The organism is Winogradskyella sp., from assembly GCF_013042245.1.
Taxonomy (GTDB): domain Bacteria; phylum Bacteroidota; class Bacteroidia; order Flavobacteriales; family Flavobacteriaceae; genus Winogradskyella.
Genome location: NZ_JABDQL010000025.1, coordinates 112,364 through 137,702, shown reverse-complemented (window position 1 = coordinate 137,702; position 25,339 = coordinate 112,364). Strand labels below are relative to the sequence as shown.

The 25,339-nt window shown below is 34.7% G+C and carries 18 protein-coding genes, 1 tRNA gene and 1 pseudogene; 17 read left to right on the top strand and 3 right to left on the bottom strand.

Annotated elements, in window-relative coordinates; translation table 11 throughout:
- Positions 1-24 precede the first annotated feature (24 nt).
- From HKP48_RS02605 to HKP48_RS02585, 5 genes are all read left to right on the top strand, one after another.
- Complete coding sequence (locus tag HKP48_RS02605) at positions 25-2,313, top strand: family 20 glycosylhydrolase (RefSeq protein WP_296342502.1); 2,289 nt, start codon at positions 25-27, stop codon at positions 2,311-2,313.
- Positions 2,314-2,424: 111 nt separating this feature from the next.
- Positions 2,425-3,120, top strand: a complete 696-nt coding sequence (locus HKP48_RS02600) for a copper homeostasis protein CutC (RefSeq protein ID WP_296342500.1) — start codon at positions 2,425-2,427, stop codon at positions 3,118-3,120.
- A gap of 79 nt (positions 3,121-3,199) precedes the next feature.
- Positions 3,200-5,608 carry a glycoside hydrolase family 2 protein gene (locus tag HKP48_RS02595; RefSeq protein ID WP_296342498.1) on the top strand — a complete coding sequence of 803 codons (2,409 nt, stop codon included), beginning with the start codon at positions 3,200-3,202 and terminating at the stop codon, positions 5,606-5,608.
- Between the two features lie 42 nt (positions 5,609-5,650).
- Complete coding sequence (locus tag HKP48_RS02590) at positions 5,651-6,898, top strand: metallophosphoesterase (protein ID WP_296342496.1); 1,248 nt, start codon at positions 5,651-5,653, stop codon at positions 6,896-6,898.
- 136 nt (positions 6,899-7,034) lie between these two features.
- Complete coding sequence (locus HKP48_RS02585; RefSeq protein WP_296342494.1) at positions 7,035-7,331, top strand: thioredoxin family protein; 297 nt, start codon at positions 7,035-7,037, stop codon at positions 7,329-7,331.
- On the opposite strand, the gene HKP48_RS02580 is transcribed toward HKP48_RS02585, so the two are convergent.
- Both HKP48_RS02580 and HKP48_RS02575 read right to left on the bottom strand, forming a co-directional pair.
- Complete coding sequence (locus tag HKP48_RS02580; RefSeq protein ID WP_296342492.1) at positions 7,328-8,026, bottom strand: polysaccharide deacetylase family protein; 699 nt, start codon at positions 8,024-8,026, stop codon at positions 7,328-7,330. The two genes, HKP48_RS02585 and HKP48_RS02580, sit on opposite strands and share 4 nt — an antisense overlap.
- Complete coding sequence (locus tag HKP48_RS02575; RefSeq protein WP_296342490.1) at positions 8,027-11,461, bottom strand: DUF2723 domain-containing protein; 3,435 nt, start codon at positions 11,459-11,461, stop codon at positions 8,027-8,029.
- A 154-nt stretch (positions 11,462-11,615) separates the two neighbouring features.
- On the opposite strand from HKP48_RS02575, the gene HKP48_RS02570 reads away from it, so the two are divergent.
- The 9 genes and pseudogenes from HKP48_RS02570 to HKP48_RS12190 form a co-directional block, all read left to right on the top strand.
- Positions 11,616-11,688, top strand: a tRNA-Gln gene (locus tag HKP48_RS02570).
- Between the two features lie 217 nt (positions 11,689-11,905).
- Positions 11,906-12,709: an FkbM family methyltransferase gene (locus HKP48_RS02565; RefSeq protein WP_296342488.1), complete on the top strand. Its 804-nt coding sequence runs from the start codon at positions 11,906-11,908 to the stop codon at positions 12,707-12,709.
- A gap of 107 nt (positions 12,710-12,816) precedes the next feature.
- Entirely contained in the window at positions 12,817-13,281 is a 465-nt protein-coding gene (rimP, locus tag HKP48_RS02560) for a ribosome assembly cofactor RimP (RefSeq protein WP_296342486.1), read from the top strand.
- An 11-nt stretch (positions 13,282-13,292) separates the two neighbouring features.
- Positions 13,293-14,525, top strand: coding sequence for a transcription termination factor NusA (gene nusA / locus HKP48_RS02555; protein ID WP_296342484.1), 1,233 nt, complete (start codon positions 13,293-13,295; stop codon positions 14,523-14,525).
- 63 nt (positions 14,526-14,588) lie between these two features.
- Complete coding sequence (infB, locus tag HKP48_RS02550; RefSeq protein ID WP_296342481.1) at positions 14,589-17,324, top strand: translation initiation factor IF-2; 2,736 nt, start codon at positions 14,589-14,591, stop codon at positions 17,322-17,324.
- A gap of 203 nt (positions 17,325-17,527) precedes the next feature.
- Positions 17,528-17,713: a tail fiber protein gene (locus tag HKP48_RS02545; RefSeq protein WP_363928580.1), complete on the top strand. Its 186-nt coding sequence runs from the start codon at positions 17,528-17,530 to the stop codon at positions 17,711-17,713.
- 295 nt (positions 17,714-18,008) lie between these two features.
- Entirely contained in the window at positions 18,009-18,176 is a 168-nt protein-coding gene (locus tag HKP48_RS02540; protein ID WP_296342479.1) for a hypothetical protein, read from the top strand.
- 53 nt (positions 18,177-18,229) lie between these two features.
- Positions 18,230-18,400 carry a hypothetical protein gene (locus tag HKP48_RS02535; protein WP_296342476.1) on the top strand — a complete coding sequence of 57 codons (171 nt, stop codon included), beginning with the start codon at positions 18,230-18,232 and terminating at the stop codon, positions 18,398-18,400.
- A gap of 30 nt (positions 18,401-18,430) precedes the next feature.
- Positions 18,431-18,523 (top strand): annotated as a pseudogene (locus HKP48_RS12190) (T9SS type A sorting domain-containing protein); the annotation flags it as partial.
- A gap of 55 nt (positions 18,524-18,578) precedes the next feature.
- Here HKP48_RS12190 and HKP48_RS02530 read toward each other — a convergent pair.
- Positions 18,579-18,956 (bottom strand): SPOR domain-containing protein, encoded by a 378-nt coding sequence (locus HKP48_RS02530; RefSeq protein WP_296342474.1) that lies wholly within the window; start codon positions 18,954-18,956, stop codon positions 18,579-18,581.
- A gap of 213 nt (positions 18,957-19,169) precedes the next feature.
- On the opposite strand from HKP48_RS02530, the gene HKP48_RS02525 reads away from it, so the two are divergent.
- From HKP48_RS02525 to nrfD, 3 genes are read left to right on the top strand one after another with little or no spacing between them, the layout of a single operon-like run.
- The gene (locus HKP48_RS02525) at positions 19,170-20,465 is read left to right on the top strand and encodes a cytochrome c3 family protein (protein WP_296342472.1); all 1,296 of its coding nucleotides are present in this window, start codon (positions 19,170-19,172) and stop codon (positions 20,463-20,465) included.
- A 24-nt stretch (positions 20,466-20,489) separates the two neighbouring features.
- Positions 20,490-23,573 (top strand): TAT-variant-translocated molybdopterin oxidoreductase, encoded by a 3,084-nt coding sequence (locus HKP48_RS02520; protein WP_296342470.1) that lies wholly within the window; start codon positions 20,490-20,492, stop codon positions 23,571-23,573.
- Between the two features lie 27 nt (positions 23,574-23,600).
- Positions 23,601-25,331, top strand: a complete 1,731-nt coding sequence (gene nrfD / locus HKP48_RS02515) for an NrfD/PsrC family molybdoenzyme membrane anchor subunit (RefSeq protein WP_296342468.1) — start codon at positions 23,601-23,603, stop codon at positions 25,329-25,331.
- Positions 25,332-25,339: the final 8 nt, after the last annotated feature.

The window sequence follows — 25,339 nt, the reverse complement described above, 5'->3', positions numbered from 1 at the left end:
TTTTAATGCACCTAAGATACTAAAATGAATTTCAAGAAAAAGTGCCTTGTTTTATTTTTGTTAGTAAGCATTATTGCTTGTAAAGAGAATGAGCAGTCAGCGATTGACCCGCAAATAATTCCAGCACCAAATACTTTAAATATTAACAAAGGCGAATTTCTTTTAAGTTCTAATACAAACCTTGTTTATGATGAAGAGCTTAAACCTGCTGTTGCATATTGGGAATCAATCACAACACCAGTTTTTGGGGGAAATACTGGAGAAGTAAATACTATAAAGTTTGTTTTAGATAAGACAATTAAAAATTTAGAAGCCTATAATTTAGTTGTTAATACAGAGGAAATTACAATAAAAGCAAGCTCAGCAAAAGGTGCTTTTTATGCAGTACAAACTTTAATCCAATTACTTCCAGCCGAATTTATTGAGAAAGAGTATAAGTCAAATAGTTTGAAAATAAAAGCTTTAACCATAACGGACAAGCCTCAGTTTTCATATCGAGGCATGCATCTCGATGTAGCACGACATATGTATCCTGTTGAATTTATAAAGAAATATATCGATGCTCTAGCCATGTTAAAAATGAATACGTTTCATTGGCACCTGACCGAAGACCAAGGTTGGCGTATAGAAATTAAAAAGTATCCGAAATTACAAAAAGTTGCAGCATACAGAAAAGAAACCCTTATGGGACATTATAGTGACCAACCACATCAGTTTGATGGTAAAAAATATGGAGGGTATTATACCCAAGAAGAAGTAAAAGAAGTTGTCGCCTATGCAGCGGAAAGATTTGTTACGGTCATCCCAGAAATCGAAATGCCTGGTCATAGTCAGGCTGCCATTGCAGCATACCCAGAATTAGGATGCACTGGAGAACAGGTAGAAGTAGCTACAAAATGGGGTGTTTTTGAAGATATTTATTGCACAAAGGATGAAACGTTTAATTTTATAGAAAATGTACTAGACGAGGTAGTGGCACTTTTCCCAAGTGAGTATATTCATATCGGAGGTGATGAAGCACCAAAAACACGATGGAAAACTTGCAAAAATTGTCAGGCTAGGATAAAGGCTGAAGGTTTAAAGGATGAACATGAACTTCAGAATTATTTTATTACCCGAATGGAAAAATATTTGAATTCTAAAGGCAAACAGATTATCGGTTGGGACGAAATTCTTGAAGGGGGTTTAGCGCCAAATGCAACCGTAATGTCTTGGCGTGGAACAAGTGGTGCAGTAGAAGCTGCAAAATCTGGACATAATGTTGTCATGACACCAACATCTCATTGTTATTTTGATTATTACCAGTCCGACAATGAAAATGAACCCACAGCTATTGGTGGTTATTTACCATTAGAGAAAGTATATAGTTTTAATCCAATTCCAGATGAATTAACCGAGGAAGAATCTAAATATATCATAGGTGTTCAAGGAAATGTTTGGACGGAATATATGCCAACTTCAGAACAAGTAGAGTATATGGCGTTCCCAAGGATATTAGCTATGAGTGAAGTCCTTTGGACAAATACTGAAAATAAAAATTATAGAGATTTTGTAACTAGAGTTGAAGATTTCCATAAGCGACTATACGTTTTGGGGATCAATTATGCAAATCACTTATATGAAATTAACGGCGAAATGATTTCAATTAACAACGAGTCATTTTACAAATTAGAAACACTTACTGAAGGTAAAGACATCCGTTATACTTTAGACGGTAATGAGCCAACTTTAAAATCAGAAATTTATAAGGCTGAAATTCCTATTTCTAAAAGTTTAGAAATAAAAGCTGCAGTTTTTAATGCTGAAGAAAAACTAGGCAAAATATTTTCTCAAAACATTAATTTCCATAAAGCTGTTGGCGCAAAAATTTCTATAGATAAAGAACCGCATAAGGCCTATTCAGGTAGTGGTGCAGAAGGCTTAATAAATGGGATTAGTGGAAGTGTTAGTCGTTACGGTGATAAAGAATGGTTGGGCTTTTGGGGAGAAGATATTGTTGTTATCATAGATTTTTCAACACCAAAGGAGATTAGCTCAATCTCCACTCGATTTCATAATGGAAATGGGCAGTGGATTTATGCGCCAGAGGAAATCGGTTTTAGTTTTAAACTCCAAGAAGATGGAAGAACAATCAATGATATAAAGCTTATTAAAGATAGTCATGATTTGATAGTTGATTATGCTTATAAAATAGAACCTACGGTTGTTACCCGAATAGAAATAGTTATAAAAAACTACGGGACAATTCCAGAAGGAAAACAAGGTGCTGGCAATAAAGCTTGGACCTTTATAGATGAAATTATAATTAATTAATACGTCAGTTCGAGTGTCACGCTTTTTGCGTGATGTATCGAGAACCAGAAACATCTCGATACTATTTTATCGAACCTCGAAAATCACTCGAAGTGACGAATCAAAACTAATATGAAACTAGAAGTCTGCGCCAACTCATACCAATCCGCAAAAAATGCGCAATCAGCACAAGCACAACGGATAGAGCTTTGTCAAGAGTTATCAGTAGGAGGCATCACACCATCATATGGCTTATTAAAGCAAGTTATTAAGGATTTAGAGATTGAAATATTTGTTTTAATTCGTCCTCGAAGTGGAGATTTTGTTTATACAGATAACGAGTTTCAAATTATTAAAAATGATATTAAAATCTGTAAGGATTTAGGCTGTCAGGGTATTGTTTTAGGTGTTTTAAATCATAATAAAACCATAGATTTAAAACGAACACAAGAATTGGTTGAGTTGTCAAAACCATTACCATTTACATTTCATCGTGCGTTTGATGAGGTGCTAAAACCAAAAGAAGCGTTAGAGCAATTAATAGATTTAGGTGTTGACCGTGTGCTGACTTCAGGGCAAAAATCATCAGCAGAAGAAGGTTTGAGTTTGCTAAAAGAATTGAATAAAATCGCAAACGGGAGAATTACCATTTTAGCCGGTGGTGGTGTAAATGCAGACAATGCATCAAAATTTAAAACCGCTGGTTTACAAGAAGTACATGCCTCTGCTTCTGTAAAAATTGAACAAGAAAATTCCATATTTGGGATGACACAAAGCGTTTCAGATATTAACAAAATAAAAGCCATTTTAGATGCCATATCAAAATAGAAATATCATTTTTAGCCCTGTCGAGAAATCTCTATTATTTCTCATTCTAATTTGTTTTAGCTGTCAACCCAAACACGATGTGCCAGTTACCATTGAATTGAATCAAAAATGGCAATTCAAAAAAGTAGGGGATACCGTTTGGAATTCGGCAATTGTTCCTGGAAATGTCTTTTCAGATTTATTAAACCATAAGTTAATTGAAGACCCTTTTATTGGCGATAACGAAAAAGAGGTGCAATGGGTGTCGCAAGAAGATTGGGAATATAGAACCACTTTTTTGGTTGATAAAAAAATACTAGATAAGAAAAATATAGAACTCAATTTCGAAGGTTTAGATACGTACGCTTCTGTTTTTTTGAATGACAGTCTCATCTTAAAAACCAATAATGCATTTCGAGAATTTGAAGTTGATGTAAAACCACTTTTAAAGTCTGAAAATGAATTGAGAATTTTGTTTGAATCCACTTCAAAATACGAAGAAAAAGAAAATCAAAAGTTACCATACGAATTACCAGAAGGCGAACGCATTTTCACAAGAAAAGCGCAATTTCAATACGGTTGGGATTGGGGACCAAAATTAAATACGTACGGTATTTGGCGGCTAATTAAGTTGGTAGGTTGGGATGATTATAAAATTGAAGATCTAAATATTATTAAAGGTCATACTAATGAGAATATAAGCAACTTAATTATAGATTTAATCTCGGAAGGTGGTTTTAATTCAGATTACTCTTATCATATATATGTGAACGATAGTTTGAATTTTAAATTTACAGAGACCAATCCACTTTCGCCTCTTTTTTTACCATTAACAGTAGAGAATCCAAAACTCTGGTGGCCAAATAATTTAGGAGAACCCTATTTGTACGATATCAAAGTCATTGTAAAAGAGGGTGAAAAAATTTTAGATAGCGTTTCTACTAAATATGGTATTAGAGATATTGAGTTAGTTACAGAAAAAGACAGTTTTGGCGAGAGTTTTTATTTTAAAGTAAACGGCAAACCTATTTATGCAAAAGGTGCGAATTACATTCCGCAAAACAGTTTTCAAAACAAAGTCACAGATGAGCATTACAAAAAATTACTAAATGATGTCGTTAAAGCCAATATGAATATGCTCAGAGTTTGGGGTGGCGGCATTTACGAGAATGATATTTTCTATGATTTATGCGATGATAAAGGCATTTTAGTTTGGCAAGATTTTATGTTTGCTTGTGCCATGTATCCTGGAGATAAAGCCTTCTTAGAAAATGTGCAACAAGAAGCTATTGATAACGTAAAGCGTTTGCGTAATCATGCATCTATTGCACTCTGGTGCGGTAATAATGAAAACTCAGAAGGTTGGAAACGTTGGGGTTGGCAAGCCGATAGAAGCAAAACAGAGAAAGAAGAAATTTGGGATAATTATCTCAAGGTTTTCGATTCTATTTTACCAAATACAGTATTAAAATATACAGAAACTGACTATTGGGAAACGTCCCCAAAATATGGTCGTGGTAATCCTAAATACAAAACCGAGGGAGATGCGCATAACTGGTGGATTTGGCATGATGCGTATCCGTTTGAGCATCTTCAAGAAAACGTACCACGTTTTATGAGCGAGTTTGGATTTCAGTCCTTTCCTAGTTATGAAGCGATTCGGTATATAAATCCTAATGATAGTATAGAAATTTCTTCAAAGGGTTTTAAAAACCATCAAAAACATATTAGAGGTTTTCAGCTCATTAATGAGTATATGCAGCGCGACTTTCCGGTGCCAACAAAACCAGAAGATTACATGTATATGAGTCAATTGCTACAAGCTCATGGTATGACGATGGGGTTTGAAGCACAACGGCGTTCTCGACCATACAATATGGGAACTTTGTATTGGCAACTCAACGATTGTTGGCCCGTAGTTTCTTGGTCTAGCATTGATTTTATGGGAAATTGGAAAGCATTGCATTATAAAGCCAAACGTAGCTTTGAGAATATTTTAGTGTCTTCAAAAGTTGAAAATAACACCTTGGAAACTTGGATAGTAAATGATGGTTTGGATGATTTTACAGGTATTTTGTCGCTAAAAATTATGGATTTTGGAGGGACTATTATTTGGGAAAATACAAGCCAAAAAACAGCAAAGGCAAATACGAGTTTACTTATAAATTCTCAAGATTTGTTCGGAATAACATTCGAAAAAGAAAAGGCTGTTTTAGTCTCAGAATTTAATGGACAGACGTCGTTTTTTTACTTTGTAAGCCCTAAAAATTTAAAACTAAATCAAGCTAAAATTGAAACTGAGATTGAAAAAGTTTCAGATGGTTTTAATATTGACTTAAAAAGTGAAACACTTCAAAAAGATGTATTTTTATATTCAAATCACAAAGGTCATTTCAGTGATAATTTCTTCGATATATTGCCAAATAAAACGTACCAAATTCATTATAAAACCGAAGCAGAATCACTTCAATATCTGCAGCTAAAAACCTTTAACACTTTTGTAAGATAAGTAGAAGGTTGTCTTTGTAAATTTGGCAATTATAATTCTATTATGATTCGCTGGTTTATATTTATTATTGTGTTTGTTATTGCAGATTATTATGCATTTCAGTCTTTACGGACTATCACAAAAAGTAATTGGTGGTATGCTTTATATTGGGTTTTTACGATAGCTCTTTTAGGTAATTTCGTATATCAATTTTTTGGATTTAGTAGAAGCGATGGTTTTTCGCAAGCTCACGGTTTGGCTATTGGGTTTTTGATAGCTATGGTAGTTCCAAAACTCATTCTAATAACCATCATGTTTGCCGAAGACGTGTTCCGAATTCCACAAGGAATTTACAGTTATTTCATGCAAAGTAGCGAGAATGGACAAGATTTAAATTATTTACCTTCACGCCGAAAGTTTATTAGTCAGATTGGGCTAGGATTTGCAGCTATTCCTTTTGTATCCATATTATACGGTATGTATAAAGGAAAATATAACTTCAAGGTTTTAAAATATGTACTACATTTTGAAGATTTACCTGAAGCCTTTGATGGCTATAGACTCACACAAATAAGTGATATTCATTCTGGGAGTTTCGATAATATGGATAAGGTAAAATATGCCGTAGACTTAATCAATAAACAACAGAGTGATGTCATTTTATTTACTGGGGATATGGTTAATAACAAAGCTACAGAATTAGAACCTTATGTTTCTGTGTTCAATAAATTAAAAGCTAAAGATGGTTTGTATTCCGTATTAGGAAACCACGACTATGGTGATTACATCAGTTGGACTTCTGAAAAAGAAAAACAACAAAACCTAGAAGATTTAAAAACTCTTCAAAAGGATATAGGTTTCGATTTACTTCTAAACGAAAATCGATTTATTGAAAAGAAAGGAGAACGCATAGCCTTAATTGGTGTTGAAAATTGGGGTAAAGGTGGGTTTAAAAAAGCAGGTGATTTACAGAAAGCAAAATCTCAAGTCAATGAAAAGGACTTTAAAGTTTTACTTAGTCATGACCCGAGTCATTGGGACGCTGAGGTTGTTAATGATGATTATCATTATCATTTAACATTAAGTGGTCATACACATGGTATGCAATTCGGTATCGAAATTCCAGGATGGTTTAAGTGGAGTCCAGTTAAGTGGCGTTACAAGCGTTGGGCTGGCGTTTATGAAGAGTTGGGTCAATATATTAATGTAAACCGTGGATTTGGGTATTTGGCATTTCCTGGACGAGTGGGCATCTGGCCAGAAATCACAGTCATTGAGCTTAAAAAAGGGAGTAAAAAAGTCAATGTGTAGAGATGCAAATTGCATTAAACAATTTTGTATATTTATAAAAGCATCAAACTGAAAGCAATACTGAAGCTTATTTAAAGTATAGTATAGAAAAATTGCTTAAGTTTGAAGCATACATTGGACAAAAAAACGCAATGATATGTCAAAATTTGGAGAGCTTATAGATGTAGACAAACCTGTGCTACTAGACTTCTTCACAGAATGGAACGAGCAATGTACTGCAATGCATCCAGTAGTTAGAGATGTAGCAGCGGCTCTTGGAGACAAAGCCAAAGTTATAAAAATTAATGTTGATAAAAACCAAGAATTAGCTGAAGCACTTCGTGTAAAAGGCTTGCCAACACTTATTATCTATAAAGACGGTGAAATGAAATGGCGCCATAGTGGTGAGCAAGATGCAAATACTCTGATTGGGATTATCCAGGAGTACATTTAGGAGATTGCTTTGAACTCGAAACTTCTTTTGTTGTAATAATCCAAAACCCTTGGTAATACAGTTTTTAAATTCCTTTTTGCTTTTTTACTATCATGCATCACAATAATACTCCCTGCTTTTGCAGAATTTATGATGTTATCATAGCATTTTTCTTCTGAAACTTTTGAATCCCAATCAAAAGACAATACATCCCAAAGTGCTATTTTATAACCTAATTTTTGAATTTGTTTTGCTTGTTTTGTTTTAAGTTTTCCGTATGGCGGTCTGAATAATTTGATAGTTTGAGATACATCACTTCGACTTCGCTTAGTGCAGGCTAGCTCAGTATGGTATTCTACTTCTTTTTGGCTATTGTAGTTTATAATTAGCTGTGTTTTTTTAATATCTTCCAAATAAGTTTTAGTCTCATGTTTCCAGCCTTTTAGATGATTATAAGTATGGTTTCCTATGGAATGACCTTCAGCAACAATCATTTCAAAGATTTCAGGATATTTTTCAATATTACTTCCGATACAGAAGAATGTAGCTTTGGCATTGTAATTCTTTAGCTGCTGTAAAACCCAAGGTGTTATACCTGGGGTAGGACCATCATCAAACGTGAGATATAATTCCTTGTTATTTGTATCAATATTCCATATAAAATTTGGGAATAAAGACATTACAAATCCTGGTATCCTTGCAGGAATTAAGTTCATTTACTTATTACTATTGCTTTCTGTTGGAGTTAGTTTTTTTATAGTATCGTTAACTGTTTGTCCGTCTTGTAAAATGTCATTGATATCTGCTTCAGGTTCTTCAGAAAGTTCTTCATCCCCCATTAATGGGCCAAATAAACCCAAATAATCATTAAAAACTCTAGTTTGTTCTAATGCATAATCTCTATCGCCATATGCAACAAGTGCATCAACTAAAGAGCGGTATTTTTGAATATCTGTAAATATTTCGTCAATAATATCAGTCTGCACATCAATATCTTGCCCACTGTAAAACACCAAATTTTCTTGGTATTTCTTAGCCACATCTATAAATAGTTTCTTAGCCTTTTTGTCTTCACCAACTTCAAAATAAGTAGAAATATAAGGCTCTAAAAGCGTGTAATACCCAAATTTATCTACAGGCATTTTCTCCATAGCTAAATCGGCCATTTCTTCTGCTCTATCTAATTTTTTTTCATCTAAAAGACTTTCTATCATGCGAGCAATATTCCCACGGTAAGTAATACCATTTTTACGCGTTTCCACATCATGATAGATATCTTTATCTGTACCACCCCAATCCCACTTTTTTACAAGGTTATACATTAAATCAGGGTCAACACGTCCCATATCAAAAGGGTTTGCTTTATCTACAGGTGTTTTTATAGGTACTAATTTGTAGCACAAACCATCTAATTGAAGATAGTCTTTCATCCAAATATAATCTTCATCAGAAAATGCACCACCACTAAAATAGATTGGACGCTCCCAATTGTTGTTGGCTATAATATCTAGCATTAGTAAACGATTTTTATAAATCGCATTCCCAGAAACTTTAATATCTAAATAATCTTCAATTTTATCAGCGTCTTTTGGTTTTACAATCCCATTTTTAAGAACAGTTTCCTTATTAACAGGCACTCTGATATTTTGTGTCGGGTAGTAGTTAGAATTGACATAATACGTTGGGTAATCGTTTGGATCTTCACCTTGTGCTTTGACTAAATGTTTAATTTTTCGTTTTGGGTCATCGCCAGCAACAAAATCCATAAAGTCTTTGATGTCCAAAGTATCTTCAGCAATTTTTTTATTGATTTCTCTGTAGAAAATATAATCTCTTGTGCCATCCCTATATTGTTTGTGCGTAAGTTGCGACGGTATAGGGTCACTACTGTAAGCTTTTCGTTTCATTTGATCTATATACCATGCCGTTTGAAACAGGCTTGTATTGACCACACGGACGTCCGTACTAACACCCTCAATTTCCTGCAGATACCATAATGGGAAGGAGTCATTATCTCCGATAGTGAACAATATGGCATTTGGCGCACAAGATTCTAAATATTTTCGAGCCATTGAGTTAGCTGTATATTTACCTGAGCGGTCATGATCATCCCAATTATTAGCAGCTAGAACTCCAGGAACTGCAACTAAGCAAGCTAGTGTAATTGCCGTAACAGGTATGACACTTTTCTTAGCTTTCTTACTTAGTAAATCGTAAAGTGCATAAACACCAAAACCTATCCAAATCGCAAATACATAAAAAGAACCAACAACAGAGTAATCGCGCTCTCTTGGTTCAAAAGGTCTAATATTGGTGTAAAACTGGATGGCTAAACCTGTAAGTAAAAAGAAAACTAAAAGCACCCAAAAACGTTTCTTATCTGCATTTAGTAGAAAGAAAAAGCCTATTAATCCTAAAATAAGTGGCAAGAAGTAGTAGGTGTTTCTACCTTTATTATTTTCAACATCACTCGGTAGATTGTCTTGTGACATACCAAGATGTAATTCATCAATAAACGAAATTCCAGAAATCCAATTACCATTAAAATCATCGTATCTTCCTTGAATATCATTTTGTCTCCCGGTAAAATTCCACATAAAATAACGCCAATACATGTAACCAAATTGGTATTGAATCATGTAAAACATGTTATCTACAAATGAAGGTTTCTCTACTTCAAACCACGATTGTGCATTTTCTTTTAGGAAATTATGGTAATCTTCATAATCAACTTTACCTTGAGAAACCGCTAGTCTAAACTGACTTACCATTTGGTTAATTTGTTGCATCTGGTAACTTGCTCTAGCACTTGCTTCCTCCTCAGGATAACCACCATTGAGATAGCTATTATAGATGTCATTACCAAGTGTTGGTTTAACTTTAAAATCTATTAAACCAGTAAACATAAAGTAATTTTCTGCGTGCTCTGTACTCCACATACGTGGTAATATTGAAGCATGCTCAGAATTATAATTTTGCTTTGCGTTTTTCCAATCGTTGATGATAACATACTCTCCTTTTTCTTCATCACGTTCGTAATTCTTTTTATCATCTACAAACGGTTCATTTTCATCTTGTCCAGAGTATAATTCTGTAAACTGAGGACCATAGAATAAATGGGTTTCGGGATACTGCTCTAAGTTGTAGTAAGCTAATAATTCTCTGGCATCAGAAGGGTCATTTTCATTAATAATAACGTTTGCATTTGCTCTAATGGGTAACATCATCCAAGACGAAAATCCAATAAAAATAAAAAGTAAACAGAGTGTTAACGTGTTGGCGTGGATAAACCCTTTTTTAAGGGTATAATTAAGCCCGTAATAAAAGGCAGCGATAACAATAAGTCCTGCGATTATGGTGCCTGAGTGGAAGGGCATTCCGAAGGTATTGACAATAAAAACTTCCATCCAACCAAAAAAGCGAAGAGCATTGGGTAGTAAGAGTTTGAAGATAAATAATAGTATTGCTGCCGAAATAACATTCGCTAAAATGAAATTTTGAACCGTTATCGTTTTGAAATTTTTGAAGTAATAAATCAATCCTATTGCAGGTATAGTTAATAGACCCATAAAGTGGACGCCGAATGATAATCCAATAACAAAAGCAATAAGAATTAACCAACGATTACCACGAGGTTTGTGCATATCTTCTTCCCAGCGTAAAGCGAGGTAAAACAGCACTGCCATGATTAGTGTTGCCATCGCATAGACTTCAGTTTCAACAGCATTAAACCAAAAAGAATCTGTGAATGTAAACGCTAAACTACCGACCAGAGCACTTCCTAAGATAGCCATACCTTTACTTGAATTATCTTTTTCAGTATCATATTTTACTAATTTTCTAAGTAAAATAGTAACTGTCCAGAACATAAATAATATGGTGAATGCGCTAGAAACACCACTCATCATATTTAGTAAAGCGCCAATTTGTGAAGGCGCTAAAGCAAACATTGAGAAAAATGCACCAAGCATTTGAAATAATGGTGCTCCTGGTGGATGCCCAACTTGTAGTTTTGATGAGGTCAAAATATATTCTCCAGCATCCCAAAAACTAACTGTCGGCTCTATCGTTAATGCGTAAGTGATTGCAGCTATAGCAAACACAACCCATCCTAAAATTGTGTTCCACTTCTTGAAGTTAAAATTGGTCATAAAAACGAACTCTTATTGATGCAGGCGAATTTAGTAATTATTACAACACAGCCTAATGCTTTTAAGCAAACGTTAAGTATTTGCAATTATTTATTCAAATTTTTTTTGTCCAAGTAAAACTTTGTTATAAATTTGCACCCTCGTTTTGAGATGATGGCCTATGGTGTAACTGGCAACACGTCTGGTTTTGGTCCAGAAGAGTCTAGGTTCGAGCCCTAGTAGGCCAACATAATTTTAAAATCCTAATTCAATTCTGAATTAGGATTTTTTATTCCTCTACATTAGGAACATAGTTTTTTTTAAACCACAGCTTATACAGGATTTCTCAATAAATTTACATTTACTGTTTTAAATTGTAGGTAAATAAAAGATGGAGATTATAAACCTAGTCTATAAATTTTTCAACAGAAAAATTATTGTATTAGTAAAAATAGCTAAAAAGCAATGCTAAAAAAGATTATAAATAGAATAAAGTACGAATTACAAAGATTTTTAAAATTCTATAGATTAATCTCAGATTTCAATATTGCTCAGGCTTTTCAATTATCATATTTTAAAAATAATGTCTCTGATGAAGAACGTTATTTAAATTTCAACCCTAAGAAATGGGTAAACGAAATTAAGGTTAGAAATAGTTTTAGAGATAAAAGAACGGTTCAAGATGTTTTTCTTCGAGAATACCATTTACCTATAAATAAGATAAATGAAAATAAGTGTATTATAGTTGATTTAGGTTGTAATATTGGAGTAACAATAGGGCATTATAAAAATCTATTTCCTAACTCAAAAATCATTGGTTATGAGATGGATAAAGATAACTACGAGTTAGCTAAAAAAAACACGTTAGATTATAGTAATATAATTATTGAAAACAAAGCAATATGGATAAAAGAAGATATTGTCAAATATTATAAAGACGGTAGTTATGATGGTTATTCATTAAATATTTTGTCGAAAGAGAATAATGCAAGTGTGCCAAGTATATCGATGCACCAATTAATAGATACTCATGCTATTAAAAAGATTGATTACCTAAAGATAGATATTGAAGGAACTGAAAAAGACATACTAAGCGACCAAAATTTAGATTGGTTGGATAGAGTTATTGAGCTAAATATTGAAATGCATTTACTACAAGATGGTGAAATAAGTGAATACATAAGTATACTAGAGAATAAAGGTTTTAAAGCCTGGAAGGACGATAATCATAGCTCAGCTATACGAGCTATTAAAAAACAGAACTTTTAAATCTAAGTTGTTGCTTTGTAAAACACAATATATATCGTATATTTGCAACTCTGTTTAAGGAAACTAAGATTATGAGGGGACGAAAAGTCCCCTCTTTTTATAGCTGTATGTTAAAAAATAAGGTAGAAGAATTATTACAAAACGCTCTTGAAGAACGTCAAGACTTATTTCTTATAAGCTTTACTTTTGGACTAGACAATGCTATCAAAATAGTAATCGATGGTGATAAAGGTGTCTTGGTAGAAGATTGTATGTTTATTAGCAGAGCAATCGAGCATAACTTAGATAGAGAAGAAGAAGATTTTTCTCTAGAAGTGCTTTCTGCAGGTGCCGCATCACCTTTAACGATGCCAAGACAGTATAAGAAAAATGTAGGACGTAATTTGGAAATTAAAACAAAGGACGATCAAAACATAGAAGGTCAATTGGTAAAGGCTGACGAAGAATCCATTCATTTAACATGGAAAACTCGAGAACCAAAACCAGTAGGAAAAGGAAAAGTGACTGTAACCAAAGAGGCTACAATCGCTTTAGAAAATATTAAAGAAGCAAAAGTTAAAATAAAATTTTAAGTCCTGTTAATATGGAAAATTTAGCGTTAATTGAATCATTTTCGGATTTTAAAGATGATAAATTAATAGATAGAGTTACGCTTATGGCAATACTAGAAGATGTATTGCGTAATGCGTTAAAGAAGAAATATGGTGATGACGATAACTTTGATATTATCATTAATCCAGATAAAGGAGATTTAGAGATTTGGAGAAACAGAATTGTTGTTGCTAATGGTGAGGTAGAGGACGAAAATCAAGAAATAGAATTATCTGAAGCTCAAAAAATTGAACCAGATTTTGAAGTTGGAGAAGATGTTGCAGAAGAAGTAAAACTTCATCAATTAGGAAGACGCTCTATTTTAGCATTAAAGCAAAACTTAATTTCTAAAATTCATGAACACGATAATACCAACATATATAAGCAATTCAAAGAGCTTGAAGGTGAAATCTATACGGCTGAGGTACATCACATACGTCACAGAGCAATTATTTTATTAGATGATGATGGTAACGAAATTATTTTACCAAAAGACAAGCAAATACCTTCAGACTTTTTCCGCAAAGGAGAAAATGTAAGAGGTGTTATAGAAAGTGTAGAGCTCAAAGGAAGCAAGCCAGCGATAATTATGTCTAGAACATCGCCATTGTTCTTAGAAAAATTATTTGAGCAGGAAATTCCTGAGGTGTTCGATGGTTTAATCACAGTTAAAAGTGTAGTTCGTATTCCAGGTGAAAAAGCGAAAGTCGCCGTAGACTCTTATGACGATAGGATAGACCCAGTTGGTGCTTGTGTTGGTATGAAAGGTTCTAGAATCCACGGTATTGTCCGTGAATTAGGGAACGAAAATATTGATGTTATCAATTACACCAATAATATCCAGTTATTTATCACACGTGCTTTAAGTCCTGCAAGAGTAACTTCTTTAAAATTAGATGAAGAAAACATGCGAGCAGAAGTGTTATTAAAGCCAGAAGAAGTATCTAAAGCAATCGGTCGTGGTGGTCACAACATTAGATTGGCTGGTAAATTAACAGGTTACGAAATTGATGTCTTTAGAGAAGGTGCAGAAGAAGATGTAGAATTAAGTGAGTTCTCTGATGAAATCGAAGGATGGATTATCCAAGAGTTTAGCAAAGCAGGTCTAGATACAGCAAAAAGTATTTTAGAACAAGATGTTAACGACCTTGTGAAGCGTACAGACTTAGAAGAAGAAACAATTACAGACGTTATCAGAATTTTAAAAGAAGAATTCGAAGACTAAAAACTTACCAATTTTTGCAAATTGATTGGTAAACTATATATTTAGGATTATATAAAAGCATTTATGGCTCAAATTAGAATAAATAAAGTACTTAGGGAATTAAATATCTCTTTAGATCGTGCTGTGGATTTCTTAGAATCCAAAGGTATCGAGATAGAGAAAAGCCCTAATACAAAAATCTCTCAAGATGTTTACGATACATTGGCTGATGAATTTCAGACCGATGCAACTAAACGTGAAAAAGCGCAAGAGGTCAGCGAAGCAAAGTTGAAAGAAAAAGAAGCGCTTAGAGAAAAACGTGAGCGTGAGCTCGAAGAAAAAGCTAAAGAAGAGGCTGCAAAAGAAACGGTTCTTAAGGCTAAGGCAGAACTTTCTGGTCCAAAACAAGTTGGTAAAATAGATTTGGAAGGTAATAAACCAAAAGCTGAAACACCTAAGAAAGAAGAACCTAAAGCTGAAGTAGAAAAAAAAGAGGCTCCTGTGACTAAGCCAAAAGCACAAGCAAAAGCTAAAAAAGAAAAGCCTACACCAGCAGAAGAAAAGCCTACACCAGCAGAAGAAAAGCCTAAAGTAATTGAAGCTAAAAAGGAAGATAATAAGGAAGATACTAAGGAAGAATCTAAGTCTACTTCTGAGCCAGTAGATGAAAAGATTAAAACACAGTATAAAAAACTTAGCGGACCAAATATTACAGGAAAAAAGATTGATTTAACTCAATTCAATAAGCCTAAAAAGAAAAAAGAAGATAAACCTAAAGCTGGTGATAATTCTAATAAACGTAAGCGAAGAAGAATTAGCAAGCCAGGAGATCCAGGAAAATCAAATAATAAGAACGACAGAAGAGGAAATTACAAGGGTCGTGGTAATAGACCAAAGGTTGTTAAAGAAGAACCTAGCGAAGAGGATGTACAAAAGCAAATCCGAGAAACTTTAGAAAAACTTCAAGGTAAAAGTAGTAAAGGTAAAGGTGCTAAGTACCGTAGAGAAAAGAGAGACCAACGAAGAGAACAAACAGAAATTGATGCTCAAATAGAAGAAGCAGAAAGCAAAACACTAAAAGTAACAGAATTTGTTACCGTTAGTGAAGTTGCTACAATGATGAATGTTGGTGTAACAGAAGTGATTTCTGCATGTATGTCTCTAGGTATGATGGTAACAATGAATCAGCGTTTAGATGCTGAAACATTAACTATTGTTGCTGAAGAATTTGGGTACAGCGTAGAGTTTGTAACTGCAGATATCGAAGAGTCCTTTGAAGAAGTAGAAGACAAGCCAGAAGATTTAGTTGAACGTGCGCCAATCGTAACTGTAATGGGTCACGTAGATCATGGTAAAACATCATTATTAGATTATATACGTGAAGAAAATGTAATTGCTGGAGAGTCTGGAGGAATTACCCAGCATATTGGTGCTTACGGTGTTCAATTAGAGAATGGTCAAAAAATTGCATTTTTAGATACACCTGGTCACGAAGCTTTTACAGCAATGCGTGCTCGTGGTGCACAAGTTACAGATATAGCAATTATTGTAGCAGCTGCGGATGATGATATCATGCCACAAACAAAAGAAGCGATTTCTCATGCGCAAGCCGCAGGAGTGCCTATTGTTTTTGCAATTAATAAAATAGATAAGCCAGATGCAAATCCTGAAAAAGTAAAAGAAGGATTAGCACAAATGAATTTATTGGTAGAAGATTGGGGTGGAAAAATTCAATCTCATGATATCTCTGCTAAATTTGGTACTGGTGTTAAAGAATTATTAGAAAAAGTATTGCTAGAAGCTGAATTATTAGAGCTCAAAGCAAATCCAAATAAAGCTGCACAAGGTACTGTTGTCGAAGCATTCTTAGACAAAGGTCGTGGATATGTATCTACAATTTTAGTACAAGCAGGAACTTTAAAAGTTGGTGATTATGTCTTAGCTGGTACAACTTCAGGTAAAGTAAAAGCTATGCAAGATGAACGTGGAAACGACATCGAAGCAGCAGGTCCGTCAACTCCAGTATCAATATTAGGTTTAGATGGTGCACCACAAGCAGGTGATAAATTCAATGTGTTTGAAGATGAACGTGAAGCTAAGCAAATAGCTACAAAACGTACACAGTTGCAACGCGAACAAACAGTAAGAACGCAACGTCACATTACACTTGATGAAATTGGAAGGCGTATTGCCCTTGGCGATTTCCAAGAGTTGAATATCATCCTAAAAGGTGATGTGGATGGTTCTGTTGAAGCATTAACAGATTCATTCCAAAAGCTATCTACGGAAGAGATTCAGGTAAATATAATTCATAAAGGTGTTGGTGCAATTACTGAGAGTGATGTACTACTAGCAACAGCTTCTGATGCTATTATTATCGGATTTAATGTGCGACCGATGGGTAATGCTCGTCAAATCGCAGATAAAGAAGAAATCGATATCCGTACATACTCTATTATTTATGATGCCATTAATGACCTTAAAGATGCTATGGAAGGAATGTTATCTCCAGAGCTTAAGGAAGAGATTATTGGTACTGCCGAAATTCGCGAGACTTTTAAGATATCTAAAATTGGAACTATTGCAGGATGTATGGTTACAAGTGGAAAAATTTATAGAAATTCAGGTATTCGTTTAATACGTGATGGTGTTGTAATTTATACAGGTGAATTAGCATCACTAAAGCGATTTAAAGACGATGTCAAAGAAGTATCAAAGGGTTATGATTGTGGTATGCAAGTCAAGAATTACAATGATATTAAAGAAGGTGACGTTATAGAAGCTTTCCAAGAAGTTGAAGTGAAGAAGACCTTGAAATAGATAACTCTTTTTAGAGCGGACAAAAAGTAGACAAAGCACTTATTTTCTAATAAGTGCTTTTTTCATTCATTATTTATGGGTAGACTCAAAAACAACGTAATACTTTAAGTCATGAAAAAAATTATTACACTTTTTTACTGATTGTCGCTCTGTGCTCAGTCAATTTATCTAATGCTCAAGATGCTTATATAGAAGAGATTAGAATGTTTGTTGGTAACTTTGCTCCGGTAGGTTGGGTAAAATCTGAAGGACAGTTACTTCCTATGGCTCAAAATACAGCTTTGTTTTCAATTATAGGAACGACCTATGGTGGTGTCGGACAAACGACAATTGCTTTACCAGATTTAAGAGGTCGTGGACCAGTTCATGGTTGTTTTAGTCAACAATGAATTCTGCTATGATTGGGAATACAGGTGGAGGTCAATCCATAAGCCATAGATCGCCATATACAGACTTTACCTTTATTTAACTTTAGTTGGAATATTCTCTTCACAAAATTAATTAGATTTTGAAGTATTATAATCAAGTTTAGTTTGCCTGTGTTTTGGCATCTGGTGGTTTTTTGTTTTCTCAAAGTATTACAATGAATGCATGTAATACCTTGATAGACGGAAATGACTATGTTTTTGAACAAATCTCTTTAGTAAACGAGCGCTATGTTTATGAGATCCTACTGATCCCGTTATGGAATCTAGAGATTGTAGCGGAATAGGTTTTTGTAAAATGCGTATAGCATGGAACGATATACAAAGCCGCTGGGAAATCTCTGCAGATGATGGAAATGATGGGTTTAATAATGTTTATATCCTTTTTCAAATACCGAAGCATCTTTACCAAACCCGCCCGATTTAACTTTAGGAACTTGGGTACAGGAAACTGCAACAACACAATCATTATGTAGTAACATGACTGTTTTAAGTGGCGCAGTCCAAAGTAGTATTTTGAGTATTGATAATGCTGATTTAGAATCGCAATTTAAAGTATTTCCTAATTCTGCTAACGACATTCTTTATGTCACTAGTAATATTTCGAATCCAGATTATTCTGTTTCATTCTTTGATTCTTTGATATTTTAGAAAAAAGAGTTTTAAAGAGAAAACCAAAACTCAATTGACGTTTCTCGGCTTAAGCAAGGTATTTATTTTTTAAAGCTTGAGACTGAACTTGTCACCTTAGAAAAGAAAATAATTATTAAATAAACGAAGCCAGAATCAATATTTGATTTCGGCTCTTATACTGGTTTAAAATGAAATATTAATCCTTTTTAGGTTTAAAAATAAAAGCATTTATATAATTTTTTTTAATACGAAGTAAAGCACGGTCTGCTTCCAAACGGCTTCTAAAATTGCCAACCCAAATTTTATAATTTGGCGTATTAAAAACCATTTCTGTTGGCCATTCGCCATACTTTTCTCTAAACTCAGATTTAACTTTTTTAGCTCTAAAAGAACTGTCACCACTATAAATCTGTATCCTAAAGGTTTCAACCGTTCGCGTATCTTTTTTGAACTCTAAAAGCTTATTGATAGCTTCTGGCTGATTAACAGTTACAGTTGCATCTTGTGCAAATATTGCCATAGAAAAGCCAGTGAGTATTAAAAAATGTAACATTTTTATATTTAATTTATTCATAATCTTCTGTTTGTGTTACAAAGTTATATTTTCTTAACGTATTCAAGGGATAAATTGTTATTTAGAATGTGTATAAATTGTATATTATGACTTATGTAACATTTATAAAATCGACTTTATACCTTATTTTTGCCTGAGTTTTTAGAAACATGATTTTTATCATAATTACTGAAAAAATCGTACCAAATTTTAGAAGATAATTCAATTACACATATGAAACACGTTATCTACCGTAATTTAACCTCAAGCATTCTTCGTTTAGGTTTCATATTATTACTTACGTTTTCAACTACCGTTTTGGCCCAAGAGGGTGATCCAGCAAATGGAAAATCTTTATTTAACGCACAGTGTGCAGCTTGTCATAAGTTAGATAAAAAAATGACGGGTCCTGCTTTACGTAACGTTGAAGCAAGGCTTTATGAAGATGAAGGTTTAGACAGGGAGTGGTTAAATAGCTGGATAAGAAATAGTGCTGCTTTAATAAAATCTGGAGATGCTTATGCCAATAAAATCTGGAACGAGTATAATCAAACAGCGATGAACGCGTTTCCGCTTTTGAGTGACCAAGATATATCTGATATTTTGGCTTATACAGCACAGCCAAAACCAGAACCTCCAAAACCTCCGGTACTTGTTTCAGGTGAAGGTGGTCAAACAGGCGATTCAACTTCAAATTCAATAATATTAGGTGCATTAGCTTTATTGTTTGGCTTATTAGCCATGGCCTTAGTTTTGGTAAATCGCACTTTAAAGCGATTCGCAGATGCAAAAGGGGTTCAGGTGCCAGAAACTGAAAAAAGAACGCCAATTTGGAAAGCTTTTGTACAAAACCAATTCTTAGTATTAGTCACTTCAATTGTATTATTATTAGCAAGTGGGTATTTTGTTTATGGGTATTTAATGCAAGTTGGAATTGATCAAGGTTACGAGCCAGTACAGCCAATACATTATTCACACAGAATACACGCTGGTGATAATAAAATAGATTGTAAATATTGCCACTCTTCAGCAAGAGTAAGTAAGCATTCTGGTATTCCTTCATTGAATGTGTGTATGAACTGTCATAAGAGTATAGGAGAAGTTGCTCCAGAAACCCTAGCAGAAGGTCAAGAATACGGTGTAGATTACAACGCAGAGATTCAAAAATTATACAAAGCAGTTGGTTGGGATGCAGATAATCAAAAATACACAGGCGATACAAGTCCTGTAAAATGGATACGTATACACAACTTACCAGACTTTGCTTACTTTAATCACTCTCAGCACGTTTCTGTGGCAGGGTTAGAATGTCAGACGTGTCATGGTCCAGTTGAAGAAATGGAAATAATGTATCAGCATGCGCCATTAACAATGGGCTGGTGTATTAACTGCCATAGAGAAACAAATGTAAAAGTTAAAGACAACGCATACTATACCAAAATCCATGAGCAATTATCTAAGAAATATGGAGTGGAGCAGTTAACTGCAGCTCAAATGGGCGGATTAGAATGCGGTAAGTGTCATTATTAATAATTAGAAGTAACTCACAATTATATGTCAACTAACAAAAAATACTGGAAAAGTGTTGAGGAGCTAAACGAAAACAGCTCTATTGTTGAGACGCTACAACAAAACGAATTTGTGGAAGCAATTCCTACGGATGAGTTTTTAGGAGATAAAGAAACTTTAGAGTCTTCATCTACATCGCGTCGTGATTTCTTAAAATATGTTGGTTTTAGTACAGCTGCAGCGTCATTAGCTGCCTGTGAAGGGCCAGTTGTGAAATCTATACCTTACGTAGTGCAGCCGAAGGAGATTGTTCCAGGTGTTGCAAATTATTATGCAACTACCATTGCAAATGGTTATGATTTTGCTAGTGTTTTAGTGAAAACAAGAGAAGGACGTCCAATTAAAATTGAAAATAACAAATTAGCCAAGACTAATGGTCACGCTAATGCTAGAGTTAACGCTTCAATTTTAGGATTATACGATAGCTTACGTGTCCAAGGACCAATGAAAGGTGATGCCACTATTTCTTGGGGTGCTTTTGTAAAGGATACAAAACAAATATTAAGCGATGCTGCCGATAAAGACATCGTGTTTTTAACTCAAACTTTTGCAAGTCCATCGACGTCAAAATTAGTTGGTGAGTTTACTGAGAAGTATGGTAATGTGCGTCACGTATCTTACGATGCTGTTTCAGAATCTACTGCATTAGATGCTTTTCAAGCAAAATACGGCAAACGCGCTTTAGCAAATTACGATTTTTCTAAAGCGATGACTATTGTTTCTGTAGGAGCTGATTTCTTAGGAGATTGGCAAGGAGGTGGCTTTGATGCTGCTTATGCTAATAAACGTATTCCTGACAACGGAAAAATGTCACGTCATATTCAGTTTGAGTCTAACATGTCTTTAACTGGAGCTAATGCAGACAAGCGTGTGCCAGTGAAGCCAAGCGAACAACGTCTTGCCTTAGCAAAGTTATATAGTTATGTTACAGGAAACAGTGTTAGTGGTAATCTTCCAGAAAATCTAGACAAAGCTGTTAGAGCTGCTGCTTCAGAGTTAAAGAAAGCAGGTAGTAATGGTGTAGTTGTATCGGGTATTCAAGATGTAAATGCACAAACTGTTGTATTAGAACTTAATGAAGCATTATCTAGTAAGGCTTTTGATACAACAACTACAATACATACAAAACAAGGTAACGACAAAGCAGTTATGCAATTAGTTGCCGATATGAAAGCAGGTAAAGTTGGTGCTTTAGTAATGGTTGGTGTTAATCCGATGTACACATTACCTAATGCTTCTGATTTTGCAGAAGGCTTAAAGAAAACAAAGTCTATTGCTTTTTCGATGAAACAAGACGAAACAGCAATACACTGTGATTACATTGCAGCAGCACCTCATTATTTAGAATCATGGGGCGATGTTGAAATGAAGACTGGTCATTATGCATTGATGCAACCGACCATTCGTCCTTTATTTGATACAAAGCAATTTCAAGAAGTGCTTTTAGCATGGACTGATAATGGAACAGATTATAACGATTACATCAAAGCAACTTGGACCGAGAGCATCTTAAATGGCGCATCATATAACCAAGCTTTGCATGATGGTGTTTTTGTTGCTGCTTCTACTTCTACTATAGAAGCGTCTACTACAGACAGTGAAGCTGTTGAAATACCTAACGGAAATGCTGCAAGAGCATTAGCTGCTTCAGCTAAGTCTAGCGGTATGGAGTTAGCTATCTATACCAAAACGGGTATGGGAGATGGACAACAAGCTAACAATCCGTGGTTACAAGAATTTCCTGATCCAATTACAAGAACATCTTGGGACAACTATTTAACCATTTCAAAAGTTGATGCAGATGCAGCAGGCTTAATTAATGAAAATGTTGCTAATGGAGGTCTTAACGGTAGTAAAGTCGATGTTACTGTAAATGGTGTTACTGTAAAAGATGTTCCTGTATTAATTCAGCCAGGTCAAGCAAAAGGTGCTGTAGGGCTTTCATTAGGTTATGGTAGAACTTTAGGTCTTAAACCCGAAATGCAAACAGGTGTCAATGCCTACCCATTATATCAAAACTTTAATGCAGTTCAAGAAGTTTCTATTTCTAAAGCTTCAGGAATGCATGAGTTTGCTTGTGTGCAATTGCACAATACCTTAATGGGTCGTGGCGACATTATTAAAGAAACCACTTTAGAAGTCTTTAATACAAAAGATAAAAAATACTGGAACGCAATTCCTGAGGTATCATTAAATCATATAGAAACGCCTGTAACATCTCCAGATGTAGATTTATGGGATAGTTTTGACCGTTCAATCGGGCATCACTTCAACTTATCGATTGATTTAAATGCTTGTACGGGTTGTGGTGCATGTGTTATTGCATGTCACGCAGAAAATAATGTGCCAGTAGTTGGTAAGTCCGAAATGAGACGTAGTCGCGATATGCATTGGTTACGTATTGACAGATATTATTCTTCTGAAGATTCATTCAGCGAAGATTTAGAAAAGAAAGAAAATATTTCTGGTTTAGGAAGCTCATTAAGTGAGTTTGGTGAAATGGAAAACCCTAATGAGAATCCTCAAGTGGTATTCCAACCAGTAATGTGTCAGCATTGTAATCACGCACCTTGTGAAACGGTTTGTCCTGTTGCTGCAACAGCTCACGGTCGTCAAGGTCAAAACCACATGGCATATAACCGTTGTGTAGGTACGCGTTACTGTGCAAATAACTGTCCTTATAAAGTGCGTCGTTTCAACTGGTTCTTATACAGCCAAAATGATGAGTTCGATTACTTTATGAATGACGATTTAGGACGTATGGTATTAAACCCAGACGTTACTGTTAGATCTCGTGGTGTTATGGAAAAATGTTCTTTCTGTATCCAAAAGACTCAGAAAACAATTTTGGATGCTAAACGTGATGGACGTGAAGTTAAAGATGGTGAATTCCAAACGGCTTGTTCAGCAGCCTGCGGAAACGGAGCAATGGTGTTTGGAGATGTTAATGATAAAGAAAGTCAAGTTGCCGAATTAAAAGAAGATGATCGTATGTATCATTTATTAGAGTACGTTGGTACGAAACCAAACGTATTCTATCATACGAAAGTTAGAAATACGAAAGCTTAAATTAATTAAAGAAATCAATATATAATTATGGCGTCTCATTACGAAGCACCTATTAGAAGACCTTTAGTAACAGGAGAAAAATCCTATCACGACGTTACTGTCGAAGTTGCTAGACCTGTCGAAGGAAAAGCAAACCGCGCATGGTGGATTGTTTTTAGTATTGCTCTAGTAGCATTCCTTTGGGGAATAGGTTGTATTATTTATACCATATCTACAGGAATTGGTGTTTGGGGTCTTAATAAGACTGTAAACTGGGCTTGGGATATTACAAACTTTGTTTGGTGGGTAGGTATTGGTCACGCAGGAACACTAATTTCTGCTGTACTTTTATTATTCCGTCAAAAATGGCGTATGGCTATTAACCGTTCTGCGGAAGCCATGACTATTTTCTCCGTAGTACAAGCAGGTTTGTTCCCAATCATTCACATGGGTCGTCCATGGTTAGCATACTGGGTATTACCAATTCCTAACCAATTTGGGTCTTTATGGGTAAACTTTAACTCACCATTACTTTGGGATGTATTTGCAATTTCTACATATTTATCGGTATCGCTTGTATTCTGGTGGACAGGTTTATTACCAGATTTTGCAATGATCAGAGATCGCGCTGTAAAGCCATTTCAAAAGAAAATATATTCTTTATTAAGTTTTGGATGGTCTGGTCGCGCTAAAGATTGGCAACGTTTTGAAGAAGTGTCATTAGTATTAGCAGGTTTAGCAACACCATTAGTACTTTCTGTACACACTATTGTATCTTTTGATTTCGCAACATCAGTTATTCCAGGATGGCACACGACGATTTTCCCACCTTATTTTGTAGCAGGTGCGATTTTCTCTGGATTTGCTATGGTAAATACACTTCTTATTATTATGCGTAAAGTGTGTAGTTTAGAAGATTATATCACTGTACAACACATTGAATTAATGAATATTGTAATAATGCTTACAGGTTCTATAGTTGGTGTAGCTTACATTACTGAGTTATTCATTGCATGGTATTCTGGTGTAGAGTATGAGCAGTATGCATTCTTAAATAGAGCGACTGGACCTTACTGGTGGGCTTATTGGGCAATGATGTCATGTAATGTATTCTCGCCACAATTTATGTGGTTTAAGAAACTACGAACCAGTATCATGTTTTCCTTTGCTATCTCGATTGTAGTTAACATCGGTATGTGGTTTGAGCGTTTTGTAATTATTGTAACATCATTACATAGAGATTACTTACCATCATCTTGGTCTATGTTCTCTCCAACATTTGTTGATATTGGTATCTTTATCGGAACTATTGGTTTCTTCTTTGTGTTATTCTTATTGTACTCACGTACATTCCCAGTAATAGCACAAGCAGAAGTAAAAACTATTTTGAAGTCTTCAGGAGAACGTTACAAAAAAATTAGAGAAAGAGGCGATAGCTTAGTAGGTACAGGAGCTGATAAAAGAACTTCTAGCCCTGCTGAATTAACACCATCTACTGAAGCGCCGCTACCAAATACAGACGACGGGAGAGTTAATGACCTTCTAGGTAGTATTGGTACATTTGATGCCGCTACCGATTCTGCAGATGATTTAAAGAAAATTAGTGGTGTAGGCCCTAAAATGGAAGAAGTACTCAACAGTATAGGTATTTATAAATTCTTACAAGTAAGTAAGATGACCAAAAAAGAATACGACTTGTTAGATTCAATTACAGGTTCTTTCCCAGGAAGAGCAGAACGTGACGATTGGGCAGGACAAGCTAAAAACTTATTAAACTAATAATAGAT